Genomic DNA, 23,407 nt, shown 5'->3' with positions numbered 1-23,407 from the left:
GTGGCACGGTTAGGGCCCCTCTGGGGCGCTCAACCGTGCCACTAAGTGCCCTACTTGCCGAACTTCGCCGTCCCGATGGTCCATGCCCTTGCCTGATCACTGAGGGTGAATCCGAGACCCGGGCGGTTCGAGAGATGCATTCTGCCGTCACGGGTTTCGAGGTGCTCGTTGAACAGCGGGTCGAGCCAGTCGAAGTGTTCCACCCAGGTCTGCAACGGATACACCGCCGCGAGGTGCAGGTGGATTTCCATCGCGAAATGCGGTGCGAGCTGCAGATTGTGGTGCTCCGCGAGACCTGCAAGCTTCAGGAATTGAGTGATGCCGCCGATACGCGGGGCGTCGGGCTGGAGGATGTCGACCGATCCTGCTTCGATCAAGCGGATATGCTCGCCGACGCTGGCGAGCATCTCACCCGTCGCAATCGAGGTGTCGAACGTCCGCGCCAGCATCGCATGACCTTCGGCGTCGTACGCGTCGAGCGGTTCTTCGATCCAGACAAGATCGAACTGTTCGAGGATTCGGCACATTCGGTTGGCTGTCGGTCGATCCCATTGCTGGTTGGCGTCGACCATGAGCGGTACATCGTCGCCGAGGTGTTCACGAAGAGCGGTGACGCGTGCGATATCGGTTCGCCAATCCGGCTGACCAACTTTGATTTTGATGCCGCCGATACCTGCAGCGAGTGATGCAGTGGCGTTGTCGAGCACTTCCTCGATCGGCGTATGAAGGAAGCCGCCGGAGGTGTTGTACGTCTGCACCGAGTCGCGCGTGGCACCGATCAGCTTGGCAAGCGGCAGCTGCGCACGCTTGGCCTTGAGGTCCCACAGCGCGATATCGATGGCAGCAATCGCCTGTGTTGCAACACCACTGCGTCCAACCGACGCCCCGGCCCACTGCAACTTGGTCCAGATCTTGCCGATGTCGCTGGGATCCTCACCGATCAGAACCGGAGCAATCTCCTGGGCGTGCGCGAACTGCGCGGGGCCGCCGGCACGCTTGGAGTAGCTGAAGCCGATGCCTTCGTGACCCTGCTCGGTCCTGATCTCGGCGAACAGAAACGCGACCTCGGTCATCGCCTTCTGCCTCCCGGTCAGAACCTTGGCGTCACTGATCGGGTTCTTCAGCGGCAACGTGATCGACGACAGTTCAATGTGCGCGATTCGGTCGATCGTTGCGTCGCCCGAAGCGAGGGCCTTGGTCGCCGCATCGGGAGCGGTGAGCCCGCTCGTGGGCTTCGAAGTTCTTGTCTCTACGTCGATGGACACTGCAGCTGGTCTCCCTTGAACGGCGGTGGTGTACCTCACACGCTATTGCCCAGATCCATTCAAGTCCAAGACTATTTGTGGATACATTGATGCAAGAACAGCATCGAGTGCTAGTGGCACGGTTAAGTGCCCTCCGTGGGACTCAACCGTGCCACTGGACAGGATTTACGCCGCCAGGACCTTCCTACCTGCGGCGAGAATCTGCTCCAACGCGAAGATGTCTTCTTCCGTTGCATCGGTCAGCGGAGCGCGGACGGATCCGGCAGCGATGCCGCTGAACGTGACGCCCGCCTTCACCAGCGCCACGGCATATCCCGGGGTTGTGTCGCGCAGACGGACCAAGGGGTGGAAGAACTCGCGATCCAACGCTTCGATCAACTCCGCATCCCCCTCCTCCAACGCCCCGTAGTACGCCAGCGCCACGTCCGGCGCGAACGCGAAGGTCGCCGACGAGTACAGCGTCACGCCGATACTCCGGAACGCGCGCTGCGACACCTCGGCCGTCGGGAGTCCGTTGAAGAACTGAAATTCTTTGTCGCCGATACCGTCACGAATGGTCCGGACGATCCGCGACGTCAGATCCAAATTCCCGACGCCGTCCTTGAATCCGATCACCTTCGGCAGCCGAGCCACCGCGAGCGCGCTCGTCTCGGTGAACTGTCCGTTCGCGCGGTGATAGACGATGACCGGCAGCTCGCTGACGTCCGACACCTGACGGACGTACTCGACGAGTCCAGCGGCGGGCGACCCGACGAGGTACGGCGGAAGCAGCAGAATGCCCTCCGCGCCCGCCTCCGATGCGACCGTCACCAGTTCCTTGGCGATCGGCAACGCACCGCCGGCTCCAGCGAACACCGGTACGCGGCCTGCGACCGCATTCACCGTCGTTTCGACCACGACGCGGAACTCGGCCGGCGACAGTGCGTGGAATTCGCCTGTGCCACAGGCGGTGAACACTCCGCCTGGGCCTGCTGCGACGCCTGCTTCGATATGGGCGGTCAGAGCCGCGGTGTCGACATTGCCGTCGGCGTCGAACGGCGTCACGGGAAAGAAGAGAACTCCAGAAAGCATGATCATTACTCCTGAGTGAGGCTGCCGTCGATGCGGCGCCAGATGTTGTCGGGGTTGCCGTCGGCGATCGCCGACGGAAGTAGCGCAGAGGGCACGTCCTGATAGCTGACCGGTCGGAGGAAGCGATCTATCGCGAGACTGCCGACCGAGGTCGTGCGGGAGTCACTCGTCGCAGGGAACGGTCCGCCGTGCACCATCGCATGACCGACCTCGACGCCAGTCGGCCAGCCATTGAACAGAATTCGGCCTACCTTGCGCTCGAGCTTCTCGACGAGCACTTCGGCATCGGCCAGGTCGGCATCAACGGCATGGATGGTGGCGGTGAGCTGGCCTTCGAGTCCCGTCACCGCACTGAGCAGTTGATCGAGGTCCTTGCACCGGACGACAAGCGACGTCGCACCGAACACCTCGGCGTGCAACGACGGGTCGGCCAGGAAATTCTCGGCGTCGGTGACGAGAAGTTCCGGCAGGCCTTGGAATACACACGAACCTGGCTGACCGGTGGCGACCGAGTCGACGTTCTCGTGGTGCCGAAGGGCCTTCTGCCCCGACGCATATGCCGCGGCTATTCCCGGCGTTAACATCGCGGCTCCGGTCGTGGAACCGATGGCCTCGGAAGCGGAGCGGAGAAACTCGCTCAGCTCTGCACCGACGACGGCGAAGACCAGGCCGGGGTTGGTGCAGAACTGACCAGATCCCAGCGTCAGCGATGCCGCGAAGCCTGCCCCCAAGGCGGCCGCGTCGGCACGTAATGCACCGGGCAACAGAAAGACCGGGTTGATGCTGCTCATCTCCGCATAGACCGGAATGGGCACATCGCGTCCGGCTGCTGCCCTGGCCAGCGCCAAGCCTGCCCCGCGGGATCCGGTGAATCCGACGGCAGCGATTGCCGGGGCGGTGACGAGTTCGACGCCGATGGTCTGGCCGAGTCCGTAGATCAGCGAGAAGGTGCCGTCGGGCAGACCGTGTTCGACGACGGCAGCCGAGATCGCTCGTCCGACCAACTCGGACGTTCCGAGGTGGGCATCATGCGCTTTGACGATGACGGGACAGCCGGCCGCGAGCGCCGACGCCGTGTCACCTCCCGCGACCGAGAAGGCCAAGGGGAAGTTGCTGGCCGCGAACACGACGACCGGTCCAAGTGGGATGTTGCGCAGTCGAATATCACTGCGCGGAACTGGTTTACGCTCCGGCTGCGCTGGATCGATGCGCGCACCGTTCCAACTGCCTTCGCGCAGAACCGACGCAAACAGCCTGAGCTGCCCTGTGGTGCGGCCTCTCTCACCCTGCAGACGCGCGACGGGAAGGCCACTTTCGGCTGATGCTCGCTCGAGGAACTCGTCACCGAGTGCGTCGATGTTGTCGGCGATGGACTCGAGGAACCGGGCGCGGGCCTCGGACGTGGTCCGACGGTAGGTGTCGAATGCCTCGTCGGCCAACGCGGTGGCGTCGAGCACGTCCTTCGAGGTCGCGTAATGGTAGGTGGGCCCTAGGGTTTCGCCGGTGGACGGGTTCAGAGCCTCGATGGCGTCGCCCAGTCCCCGACGTGGGGTTCCGCCGACCAGGAGGTCGCCGGTGATGGAGGTGTTTATCGACGTGGTCATGATGCTCCTAGTCGACGAGACGTTCGCCGGTGACGGTCGAGAACAGGTGTGTGCGCTCGGCTGCGTAGGACAGGGTGATCTTCTCGCCGCGACGAGGCGGGATCCGACCGTCGGCACGCACGACGATGGGCTGTTTGGTCCCGTTGATGTCGGCCTGCCCGTAGACATAGGCGTCGGCGCCGAGCTCTTCGACGACGTCGATGGTGACTTCGAGGCCCGGTCCGGTCGTCAGTTCGAGGTCCTCGGGACGGACACCGAGGGTGACCAAGCTTTCGCCGATACCCGCGACGGCCGCGCGCGGAACGGGGACGACCTCGCCGCCGAAGCGGACTCCACCGTCGACGAGAGGCAGTTCGAGGAGATTCATGGCAGGCGAGCCGATGAAACCGGCGACGAACACGTTGTTCGGGTGCTCGTACATACGGCGAGGAGTGTCGCACTGCTGCAACACTCCGTCCTTGAGAACAGCGACGCGGTCACCCATCGTCATGGCCTCGACCTGGTCGTGGGTGACATAGACGGTGGTCGTCGCGAGACGCCGCTGCAACGCCGAAATCTGGGCGCGAGTCTGCACGCGCAGCTTGGCGTCGAGGTTCGACAATGGCTCGTCCATGAGAAAGACCTGCGGCTTCCGGACGATCGCGCGGCCCATCGCGACGCGCTGACGCTGACCGCCGGACAGTGCCTTGGGCTTGCGATCGAGAAACTTGGTGAGGTCGAGGATCCTGGCGGCATCCTCGACGCGACGCTTGATCTCGGCTTTGTCCTCACCTGCGATGCGGAGTCCGAAGCCCATGTTCTCCCCGACGGTCATGTGCGGGTAGAGCGCGTAGTTCTGGAAGACCATGGCGATGTCGCGGTCCTTGGGCTGAAACTCGGTGACGTCGTTCCCTCCGATGGTGATGGCGCCGCGATCGACGTCTTCGAGACCCGCGAGCATGCGGAGCGAGGTGGACTTGCCGCAGCCCGACGGTCCGACGAGCACGAGGAATTCGCCGTCCTCGATCGCGAGGTCGAGCTGGTCGACGGCGGGCTTGTCGCCGCCGGGGAAGAACTTGGTGACGTTCTCGAACGCAACGGTTGCCATGATGGGTGTGCTCCTTCACCGGCAGGAACGTGCCGGACGATCCAAGTGGAGGTTTCCGATGTTCACGTATGTGAATGTGAGTCAAGATGGTGACTTCATTTCGAAGTATGTACTAACGTGATGCGCAGCACAAGACTTTTCGACGAGAAGCGAGGAAACATGACACGGCTTTTGATCACCGGTGCCGCCGGAAACATGGGGAAGATGCTTCGCCCGTTGCTGCGTAGACCGGATCGCACACTTCGGCTTTTCGACATCGCCGAGATCAGCGATATCGATTCCGCTACAGAGGAATTCGTCCAGGGATCGGTCACCGACCGGGAGGCCGTGGCCCGCGCGGTCGACGGCGTCGACGCCATCCTCCACCTGGGAGGACTGAGCACCGAGGATTCGTGGGCCAACATTCTGTCCGTGAACGTCGACGGAACGCAGGCCGTCTTCGAGGCCGCGGTCGCGCACGGAGTCACCCGCGTCGTCGCCGCGTCGAGCAATCACGCGGTGGGCTTCTGGACGCACGAAGAAGCAGGCGGCGATGCCTTGCCCGGTGACGTCGGACCTCGCCCCGACGGCTTCTACGGCTGGTCGAAAGCTGCGGTCGAGGCATTGGGGAGGCTGTATCACGACCGTTTCGGCATCGACGTCGTGAACCTGCGCATCGGATCGAGCTTCGAGAAGCCGCCGAACTACCGCGGCCTCGCCAGCTGGATGTCGCCGGCCGACACAGCGCGCCTCATCGAGGCATCACTGTCCGACAGCGCAAAGGGATTCCACACTGTGTGGGGGATCTCGAAGAACTCGCGCGCGTGGTGGTCGGGTGCACAGGGTGAAGCAATCGGCTACGAACCCCAGGACGACGCCGAACTGTTCGCGGAGGAGTTCCTCGCCGACCACGAGTGGACCTTCGATGATCCGATCCTCCAGCGCGTCGGTGGTGCCTTCTGCGACCATCCCCTGGGGCAGCGCATGCACTGAGCAGGGGTTTTGAGGGTTCCCTGGTTCCCGGATTTTGCCTGGGGGGTCGCCCTGGGGTGACCGAATGTCTCTTTCGGTCACCCCAGGCCGAGCGAATGTCCCATTCGGTGTCCCGCGGTGAGCAACTGACTGTTTCAGTCACTCAGAGTGTGCGAATGTCTCTTTCGGTCACCCGAGCGCTAGCGAATGTCTCTTTCGGTCACCCCCGGACCACCTCAACCCTCGTGCGCGCGTAGTTACCGCCCAAGGTAACTACGCACGCACGGGCCGCTAGGCGTACTCGCGAACGATCGAGCCGAGGGCATCGAGTTGAGGCCGGTTGACCAGTCCGAGGTGGTAGAGGTGCAGCTCGTTGGCCCCTGCGTCGACGGTGGCCGCGACGTGGGCTCCGACCTCGTCGAGCTTCTTCGGCGGCAGAACCGATACGTACGCACCGACGGCAACGTCCTCGCCGACGAGGGCGCGCGTCTTCCCCACAACCGAAACCGTCTCGGCAGTCCCCGGCCATGCCGACACGAGCACCGCGTCGACGTCTACAGCAGCAGTCGAGGTCAATGCGGGCGACGGTCCCGTCTTCCATGGATCGGGGTGTCCGTGCAGCGTGACGCGAACATCTGGGTTCTCGGCTCGGACAGCCCCGAGTACCTCACCGCGAATCAGGTCCGCGTCGGCATGCCGCACCGCCAACACAGCGGCAGCCTCGTCACCAGCAAGAACGTCCTCGATCGTCGACGAGGAGGACAACGTCCCGCCGGACAGCGCGTCGATCCCGTCACGCAGCTTGGCGACGACCTTGTCCGAGTCGACTCCGCGCTCCGCCCAGGCCGCGAGCTCACGAGGGGTGCAACTGATCGACATCAAGGTGTCGCCGATACCGGGGTACGCGCCGTCGGTCTTCTCGTGCGGCCCGACGTGCGCGAATCCCAGTTGACCGGCCGCCTCGATGGATACGCCGGCCAGTTCGACGCCCCGTATGGCTTCCGCGGCAAGGGTGCGCGCGTAGGCGACGATGTCGGGGTGACCAGGCGCAAGTGCGTACGGGTACCGGTCGCCGAACGCGTTGACCACAGTAGCGTCGGGATGCGCGTGACCGAGAATAGTGCTGTGCGACAGCACGATCCATGCGTGTACCTTGATACCTGCCGCGATCAACACTGCGGCGGCGTCGCCGAACGCGTCCTCGGCGCCAGCCCACGACGCCGTTCGAGCCGCAACGGCAAGCCCGTCCCACGCCTCCGAGCGCAATGGCCGATACAACGCCGCATGATGGGCGTCGACAACCTTGTGCGACGGGTGCAACGGCGTTGCGGCCCTGGTCGAGTGATAGCTGGCGGCAAGCGCGATCTCACGGATGCCAAGCGCGTGTACGCGGTCGACGAAGTGCGGATCGCCGAGCACGTCCCATGGATATGCGTGAGCAACGATGCGATCGACAGAGGTCATTGAACGGCCCTTCATTTATTCAACAGACAGGACGGAGTTCACACATGGGAACACATTCGGACGCACACTGTCCACGATCCGTCCTGCGCACATCCATCCTGCAAGCCCTCGGCGCCAGTGATGACCTGCCCGAAGACGCTCCCGAACCCACCTTCGGACGCAGCTGGACGCGCGAGGGCATCGATGGCGTCGAGTTGACGTGGACCGTCCCCGGCCAGAGCACCGCGACCGAGGCATGGCTCCTGAAACCCGCAACGACCGGCACCGACGACCTGCCCGCAGTCCTCCTCATGCACGGTCACGACGGGATGAAGTTCTATGGCAAGGAGAAGGTCGCCGACGGTCCAGACGGGCCCGCTCCGGGCATCCCCGAACTGCGAAAACACGGGTACGACGGCCGATCCGTCGCAGCAGGGCTCGTCGCAGCCGGCTTCGCAGTGCTAGTTCACGACGCGTTCCCGTGGGGAAGCCGCCGCATCCCCTGGAACGAATTGCCGGAACGCGCGCGCAAGGCAGCCGACATGGACGAACGCGGGTACGAAGTCGCCGCCCGTGAGCACGAACACGGCCTCGCCAAAGTTGCTGCGCTGACGGGGTCCTCCCTGGCCGGGCAGGTGCTGCACGAGGACCTAGTCGCCCTTGCCGTCCTACGCAGCCTCCCCGGCGTCGACCCCTCGCGTATCGCTACCACCGGGTTCTCCGGAGGTGGCGCACGCGTCGCACACCTGCTGGCTGCGGCAGATGTGACCGCTGCCGTCGTCACCGCGATGACCAGTACCTTCGCCGACATTGCCGACGGTCATGCCGACGACACCACCTGGCTGATGATCACTCCCGGCCTGCCGGCCGTGTGCGATTGGCCCGATGTGGTCGCTTCCGGATGCCCGACGCCCCTCCTGGTCCAATTCGCCCAGGACGACGCACATTTTGGAATCGACGGGATGCGCGACGCCGAGGCTGCACTCGTGCGAGCGTATGCAGGCACCGAAGCCCTGCTCACGCAGTGGTTTTCGCACGGCCATCGGTTCTCGTCGGACATGCAGGACGAAGTGGCCCTCTGGCTGCAGCGGCACGTATGACCGATCACGCTTGACATGCCTTGTGACTGCCGTCATAGTAAATCGAGAAATTCACATAGAAGACGTGAGTTCATATATATGAACGGACGAGGATGAGCGAGAGAGACCCGAACGACGCGCGTGCAGCGCGAACCTCGTGGATCACCTCGCTTCCCGTTCGACCGTGAACCCAGCAGCCTCCGGCAATCAAGCCGACACGACAGACCCCAGACCGCCGGCCTCCACCGGCCCGACATACTCGGAGCGTCCCTGAAATGGTCACCACCACCCCACCGAGATCGGGAGGCAAGCAGGCGCCCGCCGCCTCAGCCCCGATCCGCAAGAAGCGCCGCATCTCGGCGCCGTACATCCTCATCGCCCCGGTTGTCGTTCTGCTCGCGGTATTCATCTTCTACCCGGTCGGTAGCGTCTTCTACTACAGCCTCCAGTTCTACAATCCGACAACACCGTGGGACAACGGTTTTGCCGGGCTCGAGAACTTCAAGCTCATGTTCGCCGACGACGCCTTCTGGAACAGCTTGGTCGTCACGGCCAAGTGGGTTGGCGTCCAGGTCGTCTTCCAGCTGATCCTCGGTCTCGGCCTGGCACTGCTCGTCAACGAGGTCTTCCGCGGACGCGGACTTGCTCGCGCACTGGTGTTCTCGCCGTGGGCCGTCTCCGGCGTGCTCACCACGGGCATCTGGTTGCTGATCTACAACCCGTCGACAGGCTTGTTCAAGCTGCTCGGCAACATGGGCATCGGCGACGGCACTGCCGCTCCCATCGCAGATCCCGACACCGCATTCTGGGCAACGAGCGTTGCTGAATTGTGGCGCGGCGTACCGTTCTTCGCGATCCTGATTCTCGCTGAACTGCAGAGCGCTCCCAAAGACCTCTACGAGGCTGCGAACGTCGACGGCGCAAACCGCTGGCAGCGTTTCCGTTTCGTCACCCTCCCGCACCTCAAGGCAGTCATCATCCTCTCGACGCTGCTTCGCGGTGTGTGGGAGTTCAACAACGTCGACCTGCTCTACACACTCACCGCCGGTGGCCCAGCGGACGTGACAACGACACTGCCACTCTATGTTTCGCAACTCGCCACCACCGCCCAGGACTTCGGATACGGCTCGGCCCTGACCACCGTGGCATTCGTGATCCTGCTCTTCTGCTCGATCCTCTACTTGCGCCTGAGCAAGTTCAACAGCGACAAGGCCTGAGATACATGACCACTACAGCCGATCGACCGGTGATCACCTCCCCGGCAAGCGACTCCCACAACGAACTGCGCGTACATACCAAGAAGCCTCGCTTCTTCAGCGTCGGCTTCCCGCTCGCGCTCTACCTCCTCTTCACGCTCGTTCCGTTCTACTGGATGATCGTGTTCGCGTTCAGGCCAGCAGGCTCGAACAGCATGCTCCCCTGGCCCATCACGTTCGATCATTTCGACACCGTCTGGAACACCCTAGGCTTCAGCTTCTTCTTCAAGAACTCGCTCATCGTCGCGGGCCTTTCGTTGGTGCTCACCACCTTCGTCGCACTCGCCACGGGATACGCGTTGGCGCGCTTCAAGTTCCGCGCCAAGATCCCACTGGTGATGGCGCTGCTGTGCAGCCAGTTCGTACCAGGTGCGATGCTGCTGATCCCCCTGTTCCAGGTGTTCCGCGAGATGGGCCTGGTCAACAACCTGTTCGGACTCATCGTCGCGGACACGGTGTTCCAGCTTCCCCTCGCCGCAATGCTGATGGCCGGTTTCATCTCGCAGATCCCGGTGGAGCTGGAAGAAGCTGCGATGGTCGACGGATGTTCGCGGCTGAAGGCATTTCGCCTCATCATGTTGCCGCTGCTACGGCCGGGGCTCATCGCCGTCGGTTCGTTCGCCTTCATCGGTAGCTGGAACAACTTCCTCTTCGGCCTGATGTTCATCAGCAGCCAGGAGAAGTTCACGTTGCCAGTCGGTTTGAGCTACACCATCGGCTCCTACAACGTCGACTTCGGTGTCCTCGCGGCCGGCGGACTCATCGCCGCAGTGCCCGTCGTAGCCGTCTTCGCCGTCATCCAGAAGTACCTCGTCCAGGGCCTGAGCGCCGGAGCGGTGAAAGGCTGATCATGAGAAACACACACCTGACCCGTCGGACGTTGCTCGTCGGCGCCGTCGCTGCGCTCGTTCTCGCTGGATGCAGCTCGGAGACCTCCCTGCCCGACGGCGCACTCGGCGATCCGAACAGCGGCACCCTCACCTTTTGGGACAACAACGCCGGCCCCGACCGAACCCCGCTGTACGAAGAGCTGATTCGCCGCTTCGAGACCGCGAACCCCGGTATCGACATCGAGTACGTCGGACTGCCCTCGGACAGTGCTCAGCAGAAATACCAGACGGCGCTTGCCGGCGGTTCGGCGCCCGACCTCGGCATCGTGTCGACGGCGTATCTTTCCCCGCTCGTCGCGCAGAATGCAGTGATTCCGTTGGACGACTTCCTCGCTGCGTCACCTCAGAAGGCCGAGTACGACCCGAAGATCATCGAGTCCGCCAAGGAATCCGGCGGCGGCGATATTCTGTACGGCCTGCCGTTCACCAGCAACAACGCCACACTCTGGTATCGCGCAGACTGGTTCGACGAAGCCGGACTCCAGCCGCCCGACACCTGGGACGAGTTCTACGAGGCCGCAGACGAACTCACCGACAAGTCCGCCGGCCGTTACGGCTTCACCATCCGCGGCGGCGCCGGATCGATCTACCCACTGCTGCAGCACATGTTCGCCACCACAGGTATCGAGAACTTCTTCGACGGCAGCGAGTCGACGCTCAACCGTCCGGAGATGGTCGAGGCCATCGAACGATTTGCAGCACTCTACGACGTCGACACACCCACCGCGGACGTCAACAACGGCTTCCCGCAGATGGTGGCCAGCTTCGGCGGCGGGTCGGTTGCAATGATGCAGCACAACCTCGGATCTCTCAGTAACCACAAGAAGGCACTCGGTGACAAGGTCGGTGCGGTTGCACTACCACTGGCGGACAACGGCGTCCGCACGGTGATGACCGACCCGTTCCCGTCGTACACCGTCTTCAAATCCAGCCAGCACCAAGCTGCGGCATGGAAGTTCCTCGAGTTCATGACGTCTCCGGAGTCGCAGGCGTATTGGAACGAGAACGTCGGACAGATCCCGGTCAACACCGTCGCCCGTTCGGCGCCGTCGTTCCAGGAGATGGAGTCGGTGCAGGCAGCGCAGGCTGCACTCGACGATCCGAAGACCGTCCTCGTGACGCCGCCGGACTACTTGCCCGACTTCGGCAAGATCGTCCAGGTTCAGATGCTCGGCCAGTGGCAGAAGGTGCTCATCGGTCAGCTCAGCGCCCAGGATTTCGCCGACGACTTCGCCGAGAAGCTCAACCGCAGCAAGGCCAAATACGATGCCCGTCAGGGCAAATAGGGGATTAGACACCATGTCCAGCGTCATCACGGAAGTTGCCGTGCAGGTGTTCAAGACGGAGGCGCGCACTGCGGTCGACTCGTACGGACATCGTCATCCAGGACCATCGATACAGACGACACAGGCCGTACTCCGTATCACCGATTCCGACGGAGTCAGCGGGTATGCACTCGGCAAGGCGAACTACCTTCGTCAGGATCAGGTAGAACAGTCGTTCCGCGCAGTCCTGATCGGCACCGATCCATTGGCCCGCGAGGCGATCGAGAAGAAGTTCGCCATCCGGCAGCGCACCAAGGCGGTCGAACTACCCGAGCACACGCTCAGCTACATCGACCAGGCCCTGTGGGATCTGGCGGGCAACAAGTTCGACACCCCGGTGTGGAAGTTGCTGGGCGGTGCGCGTTCGGAAGTGAAGGCCTATGCGAGCACGATGTGCGGCGACGAGACCCCGGGCGGACTGTCCTCGCCCGAGGACTACGCGGCCTTTGCCGTCGACCTGAAGGCCCGCGGTTACCAGGGCATCAAACTGCACACCTGGATGCCGCCGCTGCCAGGGGCGCCCGACGTCCACCGCGACATCGACGCCTGCGCTGCGGTGCGCGACGCCGTCGGACCCGGTTTTTCACTGATGCTCGACGGTTATCACTGGTACTCGCGTACCCAGGCTCTCACGCTCGGCCGTGAACTCGATCGGCTGAAGTTCGACTGGATCGAAGAGCCGATGGACGAGTTCTCGCTGCGCTCGTACAAGTGGCTCGCCGACCAGATCGACACGCCTGTCATCGGGCCGGAGACCACACCGGGCAGGCACAGGTCGCGCTCGGAGTGGATCGTCAACGAGGCCTGCGACATTCTGCGGGTCGGCGCGATGAACGGGGGCGGCATCACGCCCGCTCTCAAGACCGTCCACATGGCAGACGGGTTCGGGCTCGACTGCGAGATCCACGGCAACGGTGCACCCAACCTCGCACTCGTCGGCGGTGCGCCCAACGTCCAGTGGTACGAGCGGGGCCTGTTGCACCCGCACACCGACTACGACTGGGTTCCTCCGCACGTGAAGTCCATCGTCGATCCCATCGACGAGAACGGAATCGTGCACATGCCCGACCGCCCTGGCCTGGGAGAAGAGATCGATTTCGAGTACATCTCGGCCAATCTCGTCCAGGAGTACTGAGTTACATGGTGTCCAGGGGTGAAACTGCGTTCCATATGAGGGACACTGTCCTCATGGTGAACGACGTCAAAGCGGTTACTCCCGGATCTTCTGGTCATTCCGCAGGCTCCACTCCCGACACCCAGCCGGTGAAGTCTGCCGAACGGACCATCCACATCCTCGAGACGCTGGCGGCCTCGCCGACGCGGATGAGTCTGGGCGAGCTGCAGGAGGCGTGCAAGTACCCGAGATCGTCCTTGCACGCGCTCCTGCGCACCCTGAAGGAACTGCGGTGGATCGAGGCCGACGAGTCGGGTTCGCGCTACGGCATCGGCACTCACGCCCTGCTGACCGGTACGTCGTACCTCGACAAGGATTCCGTGGTCGGGCGTGCCGCGGCGGTGCTCGAAGCGCTTCGCTCGGACGTTCGCCACACCGTTCACTTCGCGCGGCGCGACGAGGACCACGTCATCTACCTCGCCAGCCGAGGGTCGAAACTGGAAGTTCGCCGAATGCACCGCGTCGGCCGCAAGTTGCCCACCCATGTCACCGCGCTGGGTCAGGCGTTGCTCGCGGAGCTCACCACCGACGAAGTCACCCGGCTCCTTCCGAAGACTCTGGAGCGATACACCGACAACACCATCGTCGACCGCGATGCGCTCATTGCCGAACTTGCCGAGGTCCGCAGGCGCGGATGGTCACTCGAGCAGGAACAGGGCACTGTCGGCGTCGTCTGCATCGCCACCGTCGTGCCGTATCGGATCCCCGCCACCGATGCGCTCAGCGTGTCCATGCCGGCGGAGGTGGCGTCGTATCCCGGAGAACTGGAGCGTATCGCCGGCGTCCTGACCACACACGCCGACGCCTGGGCTCGCGAACTCCGGGCCGAGGGCGTGCGGTAGGCGCTCCGCAGTGATCCAAGGGCGCTCCGCGCCAGTGGCACGGTTAAGTGCCCTACAGGGGCCCTAACCGCGCCACTGGGGGCGAGCCGTCAGTCCTGAAGTCGCCCGATGTTCGCGGCGATATCCGCGACCCGCCCGACGAAGGTGTGGTGGGTGACACCCGAGGAATGCGGCGTCATCAGGATGTTCTCCAGGTCCGCGAACGGTAGTTCGCTCGGCTGGCCGACACCGTCGGTACCGGGGTACTGGTACCAGACGTCGATGGCGGCAGCCGCAATCACGTTTCGAGACAACGCATCGAACAGCGCCTGCTCCTGAACCAACGGCCCCCGACCCACGTTGACAACAATGCCGTCACGTCCGAGCCTTCCCAGCTCGTCAGCGCCGATCATCCCGCGCGTCTTGTCGGTCAGCGGTGCAGACACCACGACGATGTCGGCCCAGTCCATCAAGGTTCCGAGCCACGACGCGTCAGCACTCCACTCGAGACTGTCTGACGACGCATTTCCGCTGCCCGTGACGGCCGCACCGTGGGCTCCGAAAGCTTCGAAGAGCCTCCACGCCCGCTGACCGATGTGCCCGAATCCGACGAATCCCACCCGGGCGCCGTTGAGCGACAACGGTTGCGGAATGGTCGGGTCGTAGACCGACGTCTGGAACACTCCGGTCCGCAGCGCACGATCCTGCGCCAAGAATTTACGACGCAGCATGACGGTGGCCGAGACGATGTACTCCGCGATCGACTGCTCGTGATGGAACGTGTTGCACACCTCCACATCCGGTCCGAGACCCGACCGATCGACATTGTCCGTTCCGGCCCCTGCGACGTGCACCATCTTCAATGCAGGCGCCGCGGCGCCCATCGCCGCACTGAACTTGCCCCCGACGTACACGTCGGCAACGGCCAATTCGGCGATAACTCTGGATTCATCGAAAGGGACGACCCATACGACCTCGGCTCGATCCGGCAACGCCTTCTCGAACTCGGCCCGGTGCGGCAGTACATTCCGATCGCCGACGACAATCTTCATCGCACGAGCGCTGGGCGCTTGCTGTCGAAGGCCCATCCGTCGATCAGATACTGCATTCCTATGGAGTCGTCGCGTGCGCCGAGGCCCTCACGCTGGTACAACTCGTGTGCAGCATCGACGCGGTCCCAATCGAGTTCTACTCCGAGGCCGGGCTTGTCGGGGACCGTCAGGTATCCCCCTTCGATCTCGAAGGGCTCCTTGGTCACTCGCTGGCCGTCCTGCCAGATCCAATGCGTGTCGATCGCGGTGATGTTCCCCGGCGCAGCAGCTGCGACGTGAGTGAACATAGCGAGTGAGACGTCGAAATGGTTGTTGGAGTGCGATCCCCACGTCAGGCCCCAGGCGTCGCACAGCTGCGCAACACGCACGGAACCGTTCATCGTCCAGAAGTGCGGGTCCGCCAACGGAATGTCGACGGCGCCGGAGCGAATGGTATGGCCCATCTCCCGCCAGTCGGTGGCGATCATATTGGTGGCGGTCGGCAATCCCGTCGCGCGCTTGAACTCCGCCATCACCTCGCGGCCGGAGAAACCGCCTTCGGGCCCCACCGGGTCCTCGGCGTAGGCCAGCACGTCGCGCAAACCACGGCAGGTCTCGATTGCGTCCTTCAGAAGCCATCCACCGTTGGGATCCAACGTGATTCGCGCGTCCGGGAATCGCTCGGCCAGTGCCGTCACTGCCGCCGCCTCCTCCGCCGCCGGGAGCACGCCACCCTTGAGCTTGAAGTCCTGAAATCCGTAGCGAGCCTGCGCGGCTTCGGCGAGGCGCACGACGGCGTCGGGGGTCAGCGCCACGGAGTGACGGATGCGTGACCACTCGTCGGAGCCTGCGGCCTCGTCGGCAGGTGTGCGGTACGCCAGATCCGTCTTGCCTGCATCGCCGACGAAGAAGAGGTAACCGAGCGCCTGAACCTTCTCGCGCTGCTGCCCGTCACCGAGTAACGCAGCAACACTGACGCCGAGGTGCTGACCGAGCAAGTCCAGCAGCGCTGATTCCACGGCGGTGACCGCGTGAACAGCGATACGCAGGTCGAACGTCTGCGCACCGCGGCCACTGGAATCGCGATCGGCGAACGCTGCGCGCATGGATCCCAGCACTGCGTTGTACGTACCGATGCTCGCGCCCTCGACCAGCGGCTGAGCATCTTCGAGGGTTTTCCTGATCGGCTCTCCGCCCGGAACTTCCCCGACACCGACGTGTCCGTTCGAGTCGGTGAGAACAACGAGGTTCCTGGTGAAGTACGGGGCGTGCGCTCCACTGAGGTTGAGCAACATGCCGTCGTGGCCCGCAATGGGGACGACTCGCATCTCGGTGACGACCGGGGTGGTGGTCTGCGCGTTCATGGCTCGTCTCTCTATCGAAGGACTGCTTGTATGGTCAGTGACCAGGCTCACAAGCAGCCTAGGTGCTTGAACCTATGCCCGTCCAAGACGAAATGGGCATCGACTGATTCACCATCGGTATCAATGTTCAGCCGATGCCGCGATCCCAGACGCGGCATCGATACCTTTGAGGCATTGAAGCACCGAGTTTTTGACTTGGACACGTATCGATACGGCTTCTAACGTCAATGTCATTGCATCAGGCCGCGCCCAACAGTCGCGACCCGTAGAAGAAGGAGCCACCCATGACAGCATCGCTGACGCAGTCCACCGAACTCACCGGGAAGATGATCATCGCCGGTCAGGCCGTGCAGGGCTCCGGAACCGCAGTACGCGGCATCGATCCGAGCACCGGCAAGACACTCGAACCCGCGTACAACCACGGTGATCTCACCGATGTCGACGCCGCTGCTTCGGCCGCCTCGGCTGCCTTCGGCGACTACCGCGCCACCACGTCCGAGACCCGCGCACAGTTTCTCGACGCCATCGCCGACAACATTGCGGCCCTCGGTGACACGTTGATCCAGCGAGCCGTCGCCGAATCCGGCCTGCCCGTCGGCCGCATCACCGGTGAAGTCGGACGTACCACCGGTCAGCTCCGGCTGTTCGCATCCGTTCTCCGCGAGGGAAGTTGGAACGGCGCGCGTATCGATCCGGCCCTACCGGACCGCGCGCCACTGCCCCGAGCCGACATCCGCCAGCGCAAGATTGCGCTCGGACCGGTCGTCGTCTTCGGCGCCAGCAACTTCCCACTCGCGTTCTCCGTCGCGGGTGGCGATACCGCATCGGCACTCGCCGCAGGCTGCCCCGTCATCGTCAAGGCGCACGACGCACACCCCGGTACTTCCGAACTCGTCGGCCGCGCCATTTCCGACGCCGTTGTCTCCACCGGAATGCCGTCGGGAACCTTCTCGCTGCTCTACGGCTCGGGCCGCACCCTCGGCACCGCACTGGTCACCGATCCACGCGTCAAGGCAGTCGGATTCACCGGATCACGTTCGGGTGGAACCGCTCTCGTCGCAGCTGCCGCCGGGCGGCGCGAGCCCATTCCGGTCTACGCGGAGATGAGTTCGATCAACCCGGTGTTCGTTCTCGACAAGGCTCTCGAGACCCGCGGCGCAGATCTCGGACGCGCGTTCGTAGCGTCCTTGACGCTCGGATCAGGCCAGTTCTGCACCAACCCCGGTCTCGTCATCGCGGTCGACGGCGCCGGCCTGGATTCGTTCGTCGACGCAGCCCGAGTCGCAGTGTCCGAGACCGCGCCGACGACGATGCTTACCCCGAACATCGCCTCGAGCTACGCCGAGGGCGTGGACAAACTCTCGAAGTCCGCTACCGAGGTCGCCCGCGGTACGGAGACAGATGCACCGAACGCCTGCCGTGCAGCGCTTTTCGTCACCGACGCCGACACCTTCCTCACCTCCGAGGTGGAGCAGGAAGAGGTCTTCGGTGCGTCGTCGCTGATCGTCAAATGCACGGATGCACAACAGGTTCGCGACGTCGCCTCGCTCCTCGAAGGTCAGCTGACCGCAACCATCCACGTCGACGACGACGATCACGCCGAAGCCGGCAAGCTCCTGTCGGTGCTCGAGCTCAAAGCCGGACGAATCCTCTTCGACGGCTGGCCCACCGGCGTCGAGGTCGGCCACGCGATGGTGCACGGCGGACCGTTCCCCGCGACATCCAATTCGGCCACCACCTCCGTAGGCTCACTCGCAATAGAGCGCTTCCTCCGGCCCGTTGCCTACCAGGATGTCCCGACGGCATTGCTGCCCTCCGCAATCGCCGACGGCAACCCAGACAAGATCTGGCGCCGCATCGACGGCCAGCTCACCCAAGACTGACCTTCCTTCCCTACTTTCAAGGAGAACACAATGCTCGACGGAGTCCTCTTCTTCCCAGTCACCCCGTTCACCGCCACCGGTGAGGTCGACTACGAACTGCTCGCCGCCCACGTCGCCAAGGGCGTCGACGCCGGCCCCGGTGGAGTCTTCATCGCCTGCGGCACCGGTGAATTTCACGCCCTCGAAGCCGAAGAGTTCGGCAAGATCGTACGCACCGCAGTGGATGTCGTTGCAGGCCGCGTTCCGGTGTACGCAGGTGCAGGCGGATCCGTGGCTCAGGCAAAGGCATTCGCGCGCAGCGCCAAGATCAACGGTGCCGACGGTATCCTCCTGCTCCCGCCGTACCTGGTGACGATGCCGCAGGCCGGCCTGGTTGCCTACACCAAGGCAGTTGCAGACTCGACCGATCTACCTCTCATCGTCTACAACCGCGGCAACGCGCGCTTCACCGAGGCATCGGCCATCGAGGTTGCTCAGCTCCCGACGGTCGTCGGATTCAAGGACGGTACAGGCGATCTGGACCAGGTTGGCCGCATCGTTCGTGCAGTCCTCGACGCGCTGGAGCCGTCGGGCAAGCCTTTCCAGTTCTTCAACGGATTGCCGACCGCCGAGGTCTCGCAGCAGGCCTACCACGCAATCGGCGTGACGCTGTATTCGTCCGCAACGTTCGCATTCGCGCCCGAACTGGCCCTCGCCTTCTACCAGTCGATCCAGACCGGAAACGAAAAGCTGACTGCTGCACTGCTTCGCGAGTTCTTCCACCCGCTCGTCCGGCTGCGTGACCAGGTTCCCGGGTACGCCGTCGCGCTCATCAAGGCGGGCGTCACGATGGAAGGCATCGAAGCAGGACCGGTCCGTCCGCCCCTGGTCGACATCAGCGCACAGCACCTCGGTGAACTCACCGAGATCGTCGCAGCCGGTCGCGCAGTACTCGCGAACGAGCTCGCGGTCCACTGATGCCCGGCGCCGCCAGCACCCTGACTCCGATCAGGATTGTCGGAGCACGCATCACGCCTGTTGCATTCGTCGATCCACCGCTGCTCAACACGGTGGGTGTGCATCAGCCGTATGCTCTGCGCGCGATCATCCAGCTCGACACCGAGGCCGGCATCGTCGGCCTCGGTGAGACCTACGCCGACACTGCCCACGTGGCCCGCATGGAAGCTGCCGCGGAGGCAATAATTGGTCTCGATGTGTTCGCACTCAACGAGATTCGCGCAGCGATCGACACGCAGCTGGCGACGTCGACCATCACCGGTGGTGACGGTGTTGCCGGAATGATCACCACCGCCAGCACGACGGATCGGGTGTTCTCCCCATTCGAGGTGGCGTGCCTCGACGTACAGGGCAAAGCCCTCGGCCGACCCGTCTCGGATCTTCTCGGCGGCAAGGTGCGCGACGCTGTTCCGTTCAGCGCCTACCTGTTCTACAAGTGGGCCGCTCACCCCGGCGCCGAGGCCGACGAGTGGGGCGAAGCGATCGATCCCGACGGCCTCGTGCGTCAGGCGCAGAAGATGATCGCCGAGTACGGTTTCGGTGCGATCAAAGTCAAGGGTGGAGTGTTCCCGCCCGACGAGGAGATCGCGGGTATCAAAGCCCTCCGCAAGGCTTTCCCCGACCTCCCGCTGCGTTTGGACCCCAATGCCGCATGGACCGTCGACACCTCCATCAGGGTGGCGTCGGAACTCGACGGCATCATCGAGTATCTGGAAGATCCAACCCCCGGTCTCGACGGTATGGCCGAGGTAGCGCGCGAGGCGAAGATGCCGCTGGCAACCAACATGTGCGTCGTGGCGTTCGATCAGCTCAAGCCTGCGGTGGTGAAGGACTCGGTGCAGGTCGTGCTGTCGGATCATCACTACTGGGGTGGCCTGCAGCGTTCGCGACTACTCGCTGGGGTGTGCGACAACTTCGATCTCGGACTGTCGATGCACTCCAACAGCCACCTGGGTATCAGTCTCGCAGCGATGGTCCATCTGGCAGCAGCCACACCGAACCTCACCTACGCCTGCGATACGCATTGGCCGTGGAAGAACGAGGACGTCGTCAAGCCAGGGATTCTCGAGATCGTCGACGGCGCAGTCGCGGTTCCCACCGGGCCCGGACTGGGCATCGAGATCGACGAGGACGCGCTTGCCGCGCTGCACCAGCAGTATCTCGACTGCGGCATCCGCGACCGCGACGACACCGGATACATGAAGAGCATCGACCCGACCTTCGAAAACACCAGCCCTCGGTGGTAGTCCCAGCACTGTCGTCCGTGGTTTATGTTGATACTCGACATAGCCACGGACGGCCTGCTGCGATTCAAGGAGTGAATGGATGTTCTCACTCAACCGACTGACATGCTTCATCGCTGTCGCCGAGGAATTGCACTTCGGCCGGGCTGCTGAGCGGCTGCACATGACCCAGCCGCCGCTCAGCCGTCAGATTCAGCAACTCGAGAACGAGGTCGGCGTCCAACTCATCGACCGAACCAGCAGGTCGGTGACATTGACCGCCGCGGGCGTCGCGTTTCTTCCCGATGCCCGACGCATCCTCAATCTTGCCGAAGGCGCAGTCCTCACTGTTCGACGCGTACCGACCGGCGACCTGGGAACCGTCGTCGTCGGATTCACCGGGGCGTCGGCGCACGCTGTTCTTCCACAGCTACTCGAGAAGGCACGCGTGGAGCTACCCGACGTCAAGATCGTTCTGCGAGAAATGGTTTCGGCCGTACAGATGGAATCCCTCGCCATCGGCGATCTCGATCTGGGTCTCGCGCGACCGCCTCTGAAACGTCCCGGAATCGCGTCACGCCCCGTGCTGCACGAAGCTCTTGTCGCCGCATTGCCGTCCGATCACCCCTTGGCCGAGCGTGATCGGTTGACCGTCGACGATTTCGACGATCAACCGATCATCATGTACTCACCGGTCGACGCCCGCTACTTCCACGAACTGCTGATCAGCACATTCACGATCGTCGGCGTCACTCCCCGGTACGTGCAGTACGTGACGCAGGTTCACACCATGCTGGTGCTGGTCCGATCGGGCATCGGCGTGGCCTTGGTGCCCGAGTCCTCGACCACGATGCAGCCGAGTGGCGTCGTCTTTCGCCCCGTCGACACCACCCCCACGCGTCCCGTCGAGCTCAATGCCGCCTGGCGCACCGACAACGACAACCCCGCGCTCCACCGCTTCATGTCGGATGTCCTGCCTACCCGGGAATGGTCTTGATTCCGAGGCTTCGAACCTGAATGCCCATTATCGCGGAGAATCGACGGGATCCCGCGAATACGCACCGATAGTGTGCAACCAGAGCCACCGGGCATGGAACCCACCGAGCCTGCCGAATTTGTAGTTGTGCAGAGGATTCTCGGCGCGCCGTCTGCACAACTACAAACTCGGCGACACAGAATTCAACGCGGCAAACCGACAGGAGGTTTGACAGCGACCACGGGGCACTGCGCTTCCAGCAATACCCTTTGAGAGATGCTGCCCAGGAACAGTTTTCCGACGGGCGATCGACGACGGATTCCGAGGACGACCAGTTGTGTGCCTTCGACGTAGGAGAGATCGATTAGGTTGTCCGCGTGTGAGCGGCCCTTCTCGTTGTCGTGATGCTTGACCACGACGCCGGCAGCACCAGCCTCGTCACGCGCGGATTCGATCACCGCGCCGAAGCCGTCCTCGGACGCAGAGTCCTCTTCCGCGACGATGATCAGGTCGACCCCGCGTTGCAGAGCTTCGCCGAATGCGAACGGAAGGGCGCCTTTGCCTTCGGTGGTCGGCGAGTAGCCGACGACGACGGTCATCGCGTCACCGGCGTGGTGAGGGTGCCGTCGGCGAGGAACTGGTCGAGGTTTTCGAGCGTCAACGCCTGCATGGCGGCCCTGGTCTCGATCGTGCCGCTCCCCACGTGGGGTAGCAGAACCACGTTGTCCAAGCCGAGAAGTGTTTCAGGCACTCGGGGTTCATCTGCGAACACGTCGAGGCCTGCGCCTGCGAGTCGCCCGTCCGACAAATACGACACCAACGCCTCCTCATCGACGACGCTGCCGCGGGCGACGTTGATCAGGTAGCCCTGCGGCCCCAATGCGTCCAGCACGTCACTGTCGACGAGATGCTTAGTTCCGGCGCCTCCGGACGCAGCCACGATGAGGATGTCGACGCCACCGGCCAGCGCCTGAGGCGTCGACGCGTAGGTGTAGGGAGAACCTTCGATCTCGTTGCGATTGTGATAGCTGATGGGGCAACGGAAACCGCTGAGGCGATCAGCAATTGCCGTTCCGATCCGACCGAGACCGATGATCCCGACGCGCTTGCCGGTGACCTGGCGTGTCAGCGGAGTATTTCCTTCCGCCACCCACCGGCCTTCTCTCACGTAGCGATCGGAGAAGGACAGTTGCCGCACCGTGTCCAGGACCAAGCCGACAGCGATGTCCGCGACACAGTCCGTCAGAACATCAGGGGTGTTGCTGACGCCGATCCCGCGCGCACGTGCCGCGTCGACATCGGTGGTGTCGTAACCGACTCCGAAGTGGACGATGGCGCCGAGGTTGGGCAAATGGCCCATCAATTCGGCGTCGACGCCGGTCCGCCCCGATGTGACGGCGGCGGAGATCGACTCGCCGTGGAGCGCGAGGAAGGCAGCTCGCTCGTCACCGTCAGGAAGAACGAGGGCGTCGTAGTTACTGGAAAGCGACTCCATCAACGACGGCTTCAGCGGCCCGACTCGGAGCACGCGTCCTGCGCGGACCGAATCCTGTTGTGCCTCAGCTGATATTTCCGATCCAACCGATGTCATGGTCGTCCAACTCCTCGCTGTCGTCGTGGCTATCCGGTCCAGCTCACAGACCGCACGCACACAGGCGCGTTGCAAGTACGCTATGCCGCCTCTCGGATACCTGTCCAACACGTAAATAACATGGATTGATACCCAAACGGCATCATGCACATACTTACTACATCCTATCTCCAGTGCAGATCAACCGTCCCACCTGGTCAGACGGTCGCCAGCGTGACGTGGACCGCTCTGGTCGGCGCGGTGTGACCCACAAAACTCCCGCTCGAGGCCCTCTTGCCGTGTTGACGGCGGTTACCACCGCTCCTACCGTGTGTCTACCGTCACAGATTCGCCACGCAGCCCTTGCCGACGCGATTCACATTCCCTCAACTGGAGGT

At 63.5% G+C, this 23,407-nt stretch carries 20 protein-coding genes; 11 read left to right on the top strand and 9 right to left on the bottom strand.

Features of this window, described 5'->3' with window-relative positions:
• Nucleotides 1-50 precede the first annotated feature (50 nt).
• The 4 genes from D8W71_RS05680 to D8W71_RS05665 all read right to left on the bottom strand — a co-directional run bounded on the left by D8W71_RS05680 (nucleotide 51) and on the right by D8W71_RS05665 (nucleotide 5,027).
• Entirely contained in the window at nucleotides 51-1,265 is a 1,215-nt protein-coding gene (locus D8W71_RS05680) for an L-talarate/galactarate dehydratase (RefSeq protein ID WP_121111740.1), read from the bottom strand.
• A 165-nt stretch (nucleotides 1,266-1,430) separates the two neighbouring features.
• Nucleotides 1,431-2,336 carry a 5-dehydro-4-deoxyglucarate dehydratase gene (locus tag D8W71_RS05675; RefSeq protein ID WP_121118642.1) on the bottom strand — a complete coding sequence of 302 codons (906 nt, stop codon included), beginning with the start codon at nucleotides 2,334-2,336 and terminating at the stop codon, nucleotides 1,431-1,433.
• Between the two features lie 5 nt (nucleotides 2,337-2,341).
• Nucleotides 2,342-3,940, bottom strand: a complete 1,599-nt coding sequence (locus D8W71_RS05670) for an aldehyde dehydrogenase (NADP(+)) (RefSeq protein WP_121111738.1) — start codon at nucleotides 3,938-3,940, stop codon at nucleotides 2,342-2,344.
• A gap of 7 nt (nucleotides 3,941-3,947) precedes the next feature.
• Entirely contained in the window at nucleotides 3,948-5,027 is a 1,080-nt protein-coding gene (locus tag D8W71_RS05665; protein WP_121111736.1) for an ABC transporter ATP-binding protein, read from the bottom strand.
• A gap of 159 nt (nucleotides 5,028-5,186) precedes the next feature.
• On the opposite strand from D8W71_RS05665, the gene D8W71_RS05660 reads away from it, so the two are divergent.
• Nucleotides 5,187-5,999 carry an NAD-dependent epimerase/dehydratase family protein gene (locus D8W71_RS05660; RefSeq protein WP_121118640.1) on the top strand — a complete coding sequence of 271 codons (813 nt, stop codon included), beginning with the start codon at nucleotides 5,187-5,189 and terminating at the stop codon, nucleotides 5,997-5,999.
• A gap of 270 nt (nucleotides 6,000-6,269) precedes the next feature.
• Here the strand turns inward: D8W71_RS05660 and D8W71_RS05655 are convergent, their stop codons facing one another.
• Nucleotides 6,270-7,442, bottom strand: coding sequence for a hypothetical protein (locus D8W71_RS05655; RefSeq protein WP_121111734.1), 1,173 nt, complete (start codon nucleotides 7,440-7,442; stop codon nucleotides 6,270-6,272).
• A gap of 44 nt (nucleotides 7,443-7,486) precedes the next feature.
• Here D8W71_RS05655 and D8W71_RS05650 point away from each other — a divergent pair, with 44 nt between their 5' ends.
• From D8W71_RS05650 to D8W71_RS05625, 6 genes are all read left to right on the top strand, one after another.
• Entirely contained in the window at nucleotides 7,487-8,521 is a 1,035-nt protein-coding gene (locus D8W71_RS05650) for a hypothetical protein (protein ID WP_121111732.1), read from the top strand.
• 254 nt (nucleotides 8,522-8,775) lie between these two features.
• Nucleotides 8,776-9,717 (top strand): carbohydrate ABC transporter permease, encoded by a 942-nt coding sequence (locus D8W71_RS05645; RefSeq protein ID WP_121111730.1) that lies wholly within the window; start codon nucleotides 8,776-8,778, stop codon nucleotides 9,715-9,717.
• A 5-nt stretch (nucleotides 9,718-9,722) separates the two neighbouring features.
• A complete protein-coding gene (locus D8W71_RS05640; protein ID WP_201265264.1) occupies nucleotides 9,723-10,604 on the top strand; it encodes a carbohydrate ABC transporter permease in 882 nt (293 codons plus the stop codon).
• Between the two features lie 2 nt (nucleotides 10,605-10,606).
• The gene (locus tag D8W71_RS05635) at nucleotides 10,607-11,932 is read left to right on the top strand and encodes an ABC transporter substrate-binding protein (protein ID WP_121111727.1); all 1,326 of its coding nucleotides are present in this window, start codon (nucleotides 10,607-10,609) and stop codon (nucleotides 11,930-11,932) included.
• 13 nt (nucleotides 11,933-11,945) lie between these two features.
• On the top strand, nucleotides 11,946-13,106 hold the full coding sequence (locus D8W71_RS05630; RefSeq protein ID WP_121111725.1) for an enolase C-terminal domain-like protein: 1,161 nt from the start codon (nucleotides 11,946-11,948) through the stop codon (nucleotides 13,104-13,106).
• Nucleotides 13,107-13,159: 53 nt separating this feature from the next.
• On the top strand, nucleotides 13,160-13,987 hold the full coding sequence (locus tag D8W71_RS05625) for an IclR family transcriptional regulator (RefSeq protein ID WP_201265263.1): 828 nt from the start codon (nucleotides 13,160-13,162) through the stop codon (nucleotides 13,985-13,987).
• An 89-nt stretch (nucleotides 13,988-14,076) separates the two neighbouring features.
• Here D8W71_RS05625 and D8W71_RS05620 read toward each other — a convergent pair whose 3' ends face one another.
• Together D8W71_RS05620 and D8W71_RS05615 are read right to left on the bottom strand one after the other, a co-directional pair.
• Nucleotides 14,077-15,018 (bottom strand): 2-hydroxyacid dehydrogenase, encoded by a 942-nt coding sequence (locus tag D8W71_RS05620; protein WP_121111723.1) that lies wholly within the window; start codon nucleotides 15,016-15,018, stop codon nucleotides 14,077-14,079.
• A complete protein-coding gene (locus tag D8W71_RS05615) occupies nucleotides 15,015-16,361 on the bottom strand; it encodes an enolase C-terminal domain-like protein (RefSeq protein WP_121111721.1) in 1,347 nt (448 codons plus the stop codon). The genes D8W71_RS05620 and D8W71_RS05615 overlap by 4 nt, the downstream gene beginning before the upstream one ends.
• A 284-nt stretch (nucleotides 16,362-16,645) precedes the next feature.
• On the opposite strand from D8W71_RS05615, the gene D8W71_RS05610 reads away from it, so the two are divergent.
• The 4 genes from D8W71_RS05610 (at nucleotide 16,646) to D8W71_RS05595 (ending at nucleotide 21,460) form a co-directional block, all read left to right on the top strand.
• The gene (locus tag D8W71_RS05610) at nucleotides 16,646-18,244 is read left to right on the top strand and encodes an aldehyde dehydrogenase (NADP(+)) (protein WP_121111719.1); all 1,599 of its coding nucleotides are present in this window, start codon (nucleotides 16,646-16,648) and stop codon (nucleotides 18,242-18,244) included.
• Nucleotides 18,245-18,274: 30 nt separating this feature from the next.
• Nucleotides 18,275-19,201 carry a 5-dehydro-4-deoxyglucarate dehydratase gene (locus D8W71_RS05605; protein WP_121111717.1) on the top strand — a complete coding sequence of 309 codons (927 nt, stop codon included), beginning with the start codon at nucleotides 18,275-18,277 and terminating at the stop codon, nucleotides 19,199-19,201.
• Nucleotides 19,201-20,487: a glucarate dehydratase family protein gene (locus D8W71_RS05600; RefSeq protein WP_121111715.1), complete on the top strand. Its 1,287-nt coding sequence runs from the start codon at nucleotides 19,201-19,203 to the stop codon at nucleotides 20,485-20,487. The genes D8W71_RS05605 and D8W71_RS05600 overlap by 1 nt, the downstream gene beginning before the upstream one ends.
• 79 nt (nucleotides 20,488-20,566) lie before the next feature.
• Nucleotides 20,567-21,460 carry a LysR substrate-binding domain-containing protein gene (locus D8W71_RS05595; RefSeq protein WP_121111713.1) on the top strand — a complete coding sequence of 298 codons (894 nt, stop codon included), beginning with the start codon at nucleotides 20,567-20,569 and terminating at the stop codon, nucleotides 21,458-21,460.
• A gap of 182 nt (nucleotides 21,461-21,642) precedes the next feature.
• Here D8W71_RS05595 and D8W71_RS05590 read toward each other — a convergent pair whose 3' ends face one another.
• A complete protein-coding gene (locus tag D8W71_RS05590) occupies nucleotides 21,643-22,038 on the bottom strand; it encodes a universal stress protein (RefSeq protein ID WP_121111711.1) in 396 nt (131 codons plus the stop codon).
• Nucleotides 22,035-23,030, bottom strand: coding sequence for a 2-hydroxyacid dehydrogenase (locus D8W71_RS05585; RefSeq protein WP_201265262.1), 996 nt, complete (start codon nucleotides 23,028-23,030; stop codon nucleotides 22,035-22,037). The genes D8W71_RS05590 and D8W71_RS05585 overlap by 4 nt, the downstream gene beginning before the upstream one ends.
• Nucleotides 23,031-23,407: the final 377 nt, after the last annotated feature.

The sequence above is a fragment of the Rhodococcus sp. P1Y genome (assembly GCF_003641205.1).
Taxonomy (GTDB): Bacteria; Actinomycetota; Actinomycetes; order Mycobacteriales; family Mycobacteriaceae; genus Rhodococcoides.
This window is presented reverse-complemented; position numbering and strand designations above follow the sequence as displayed.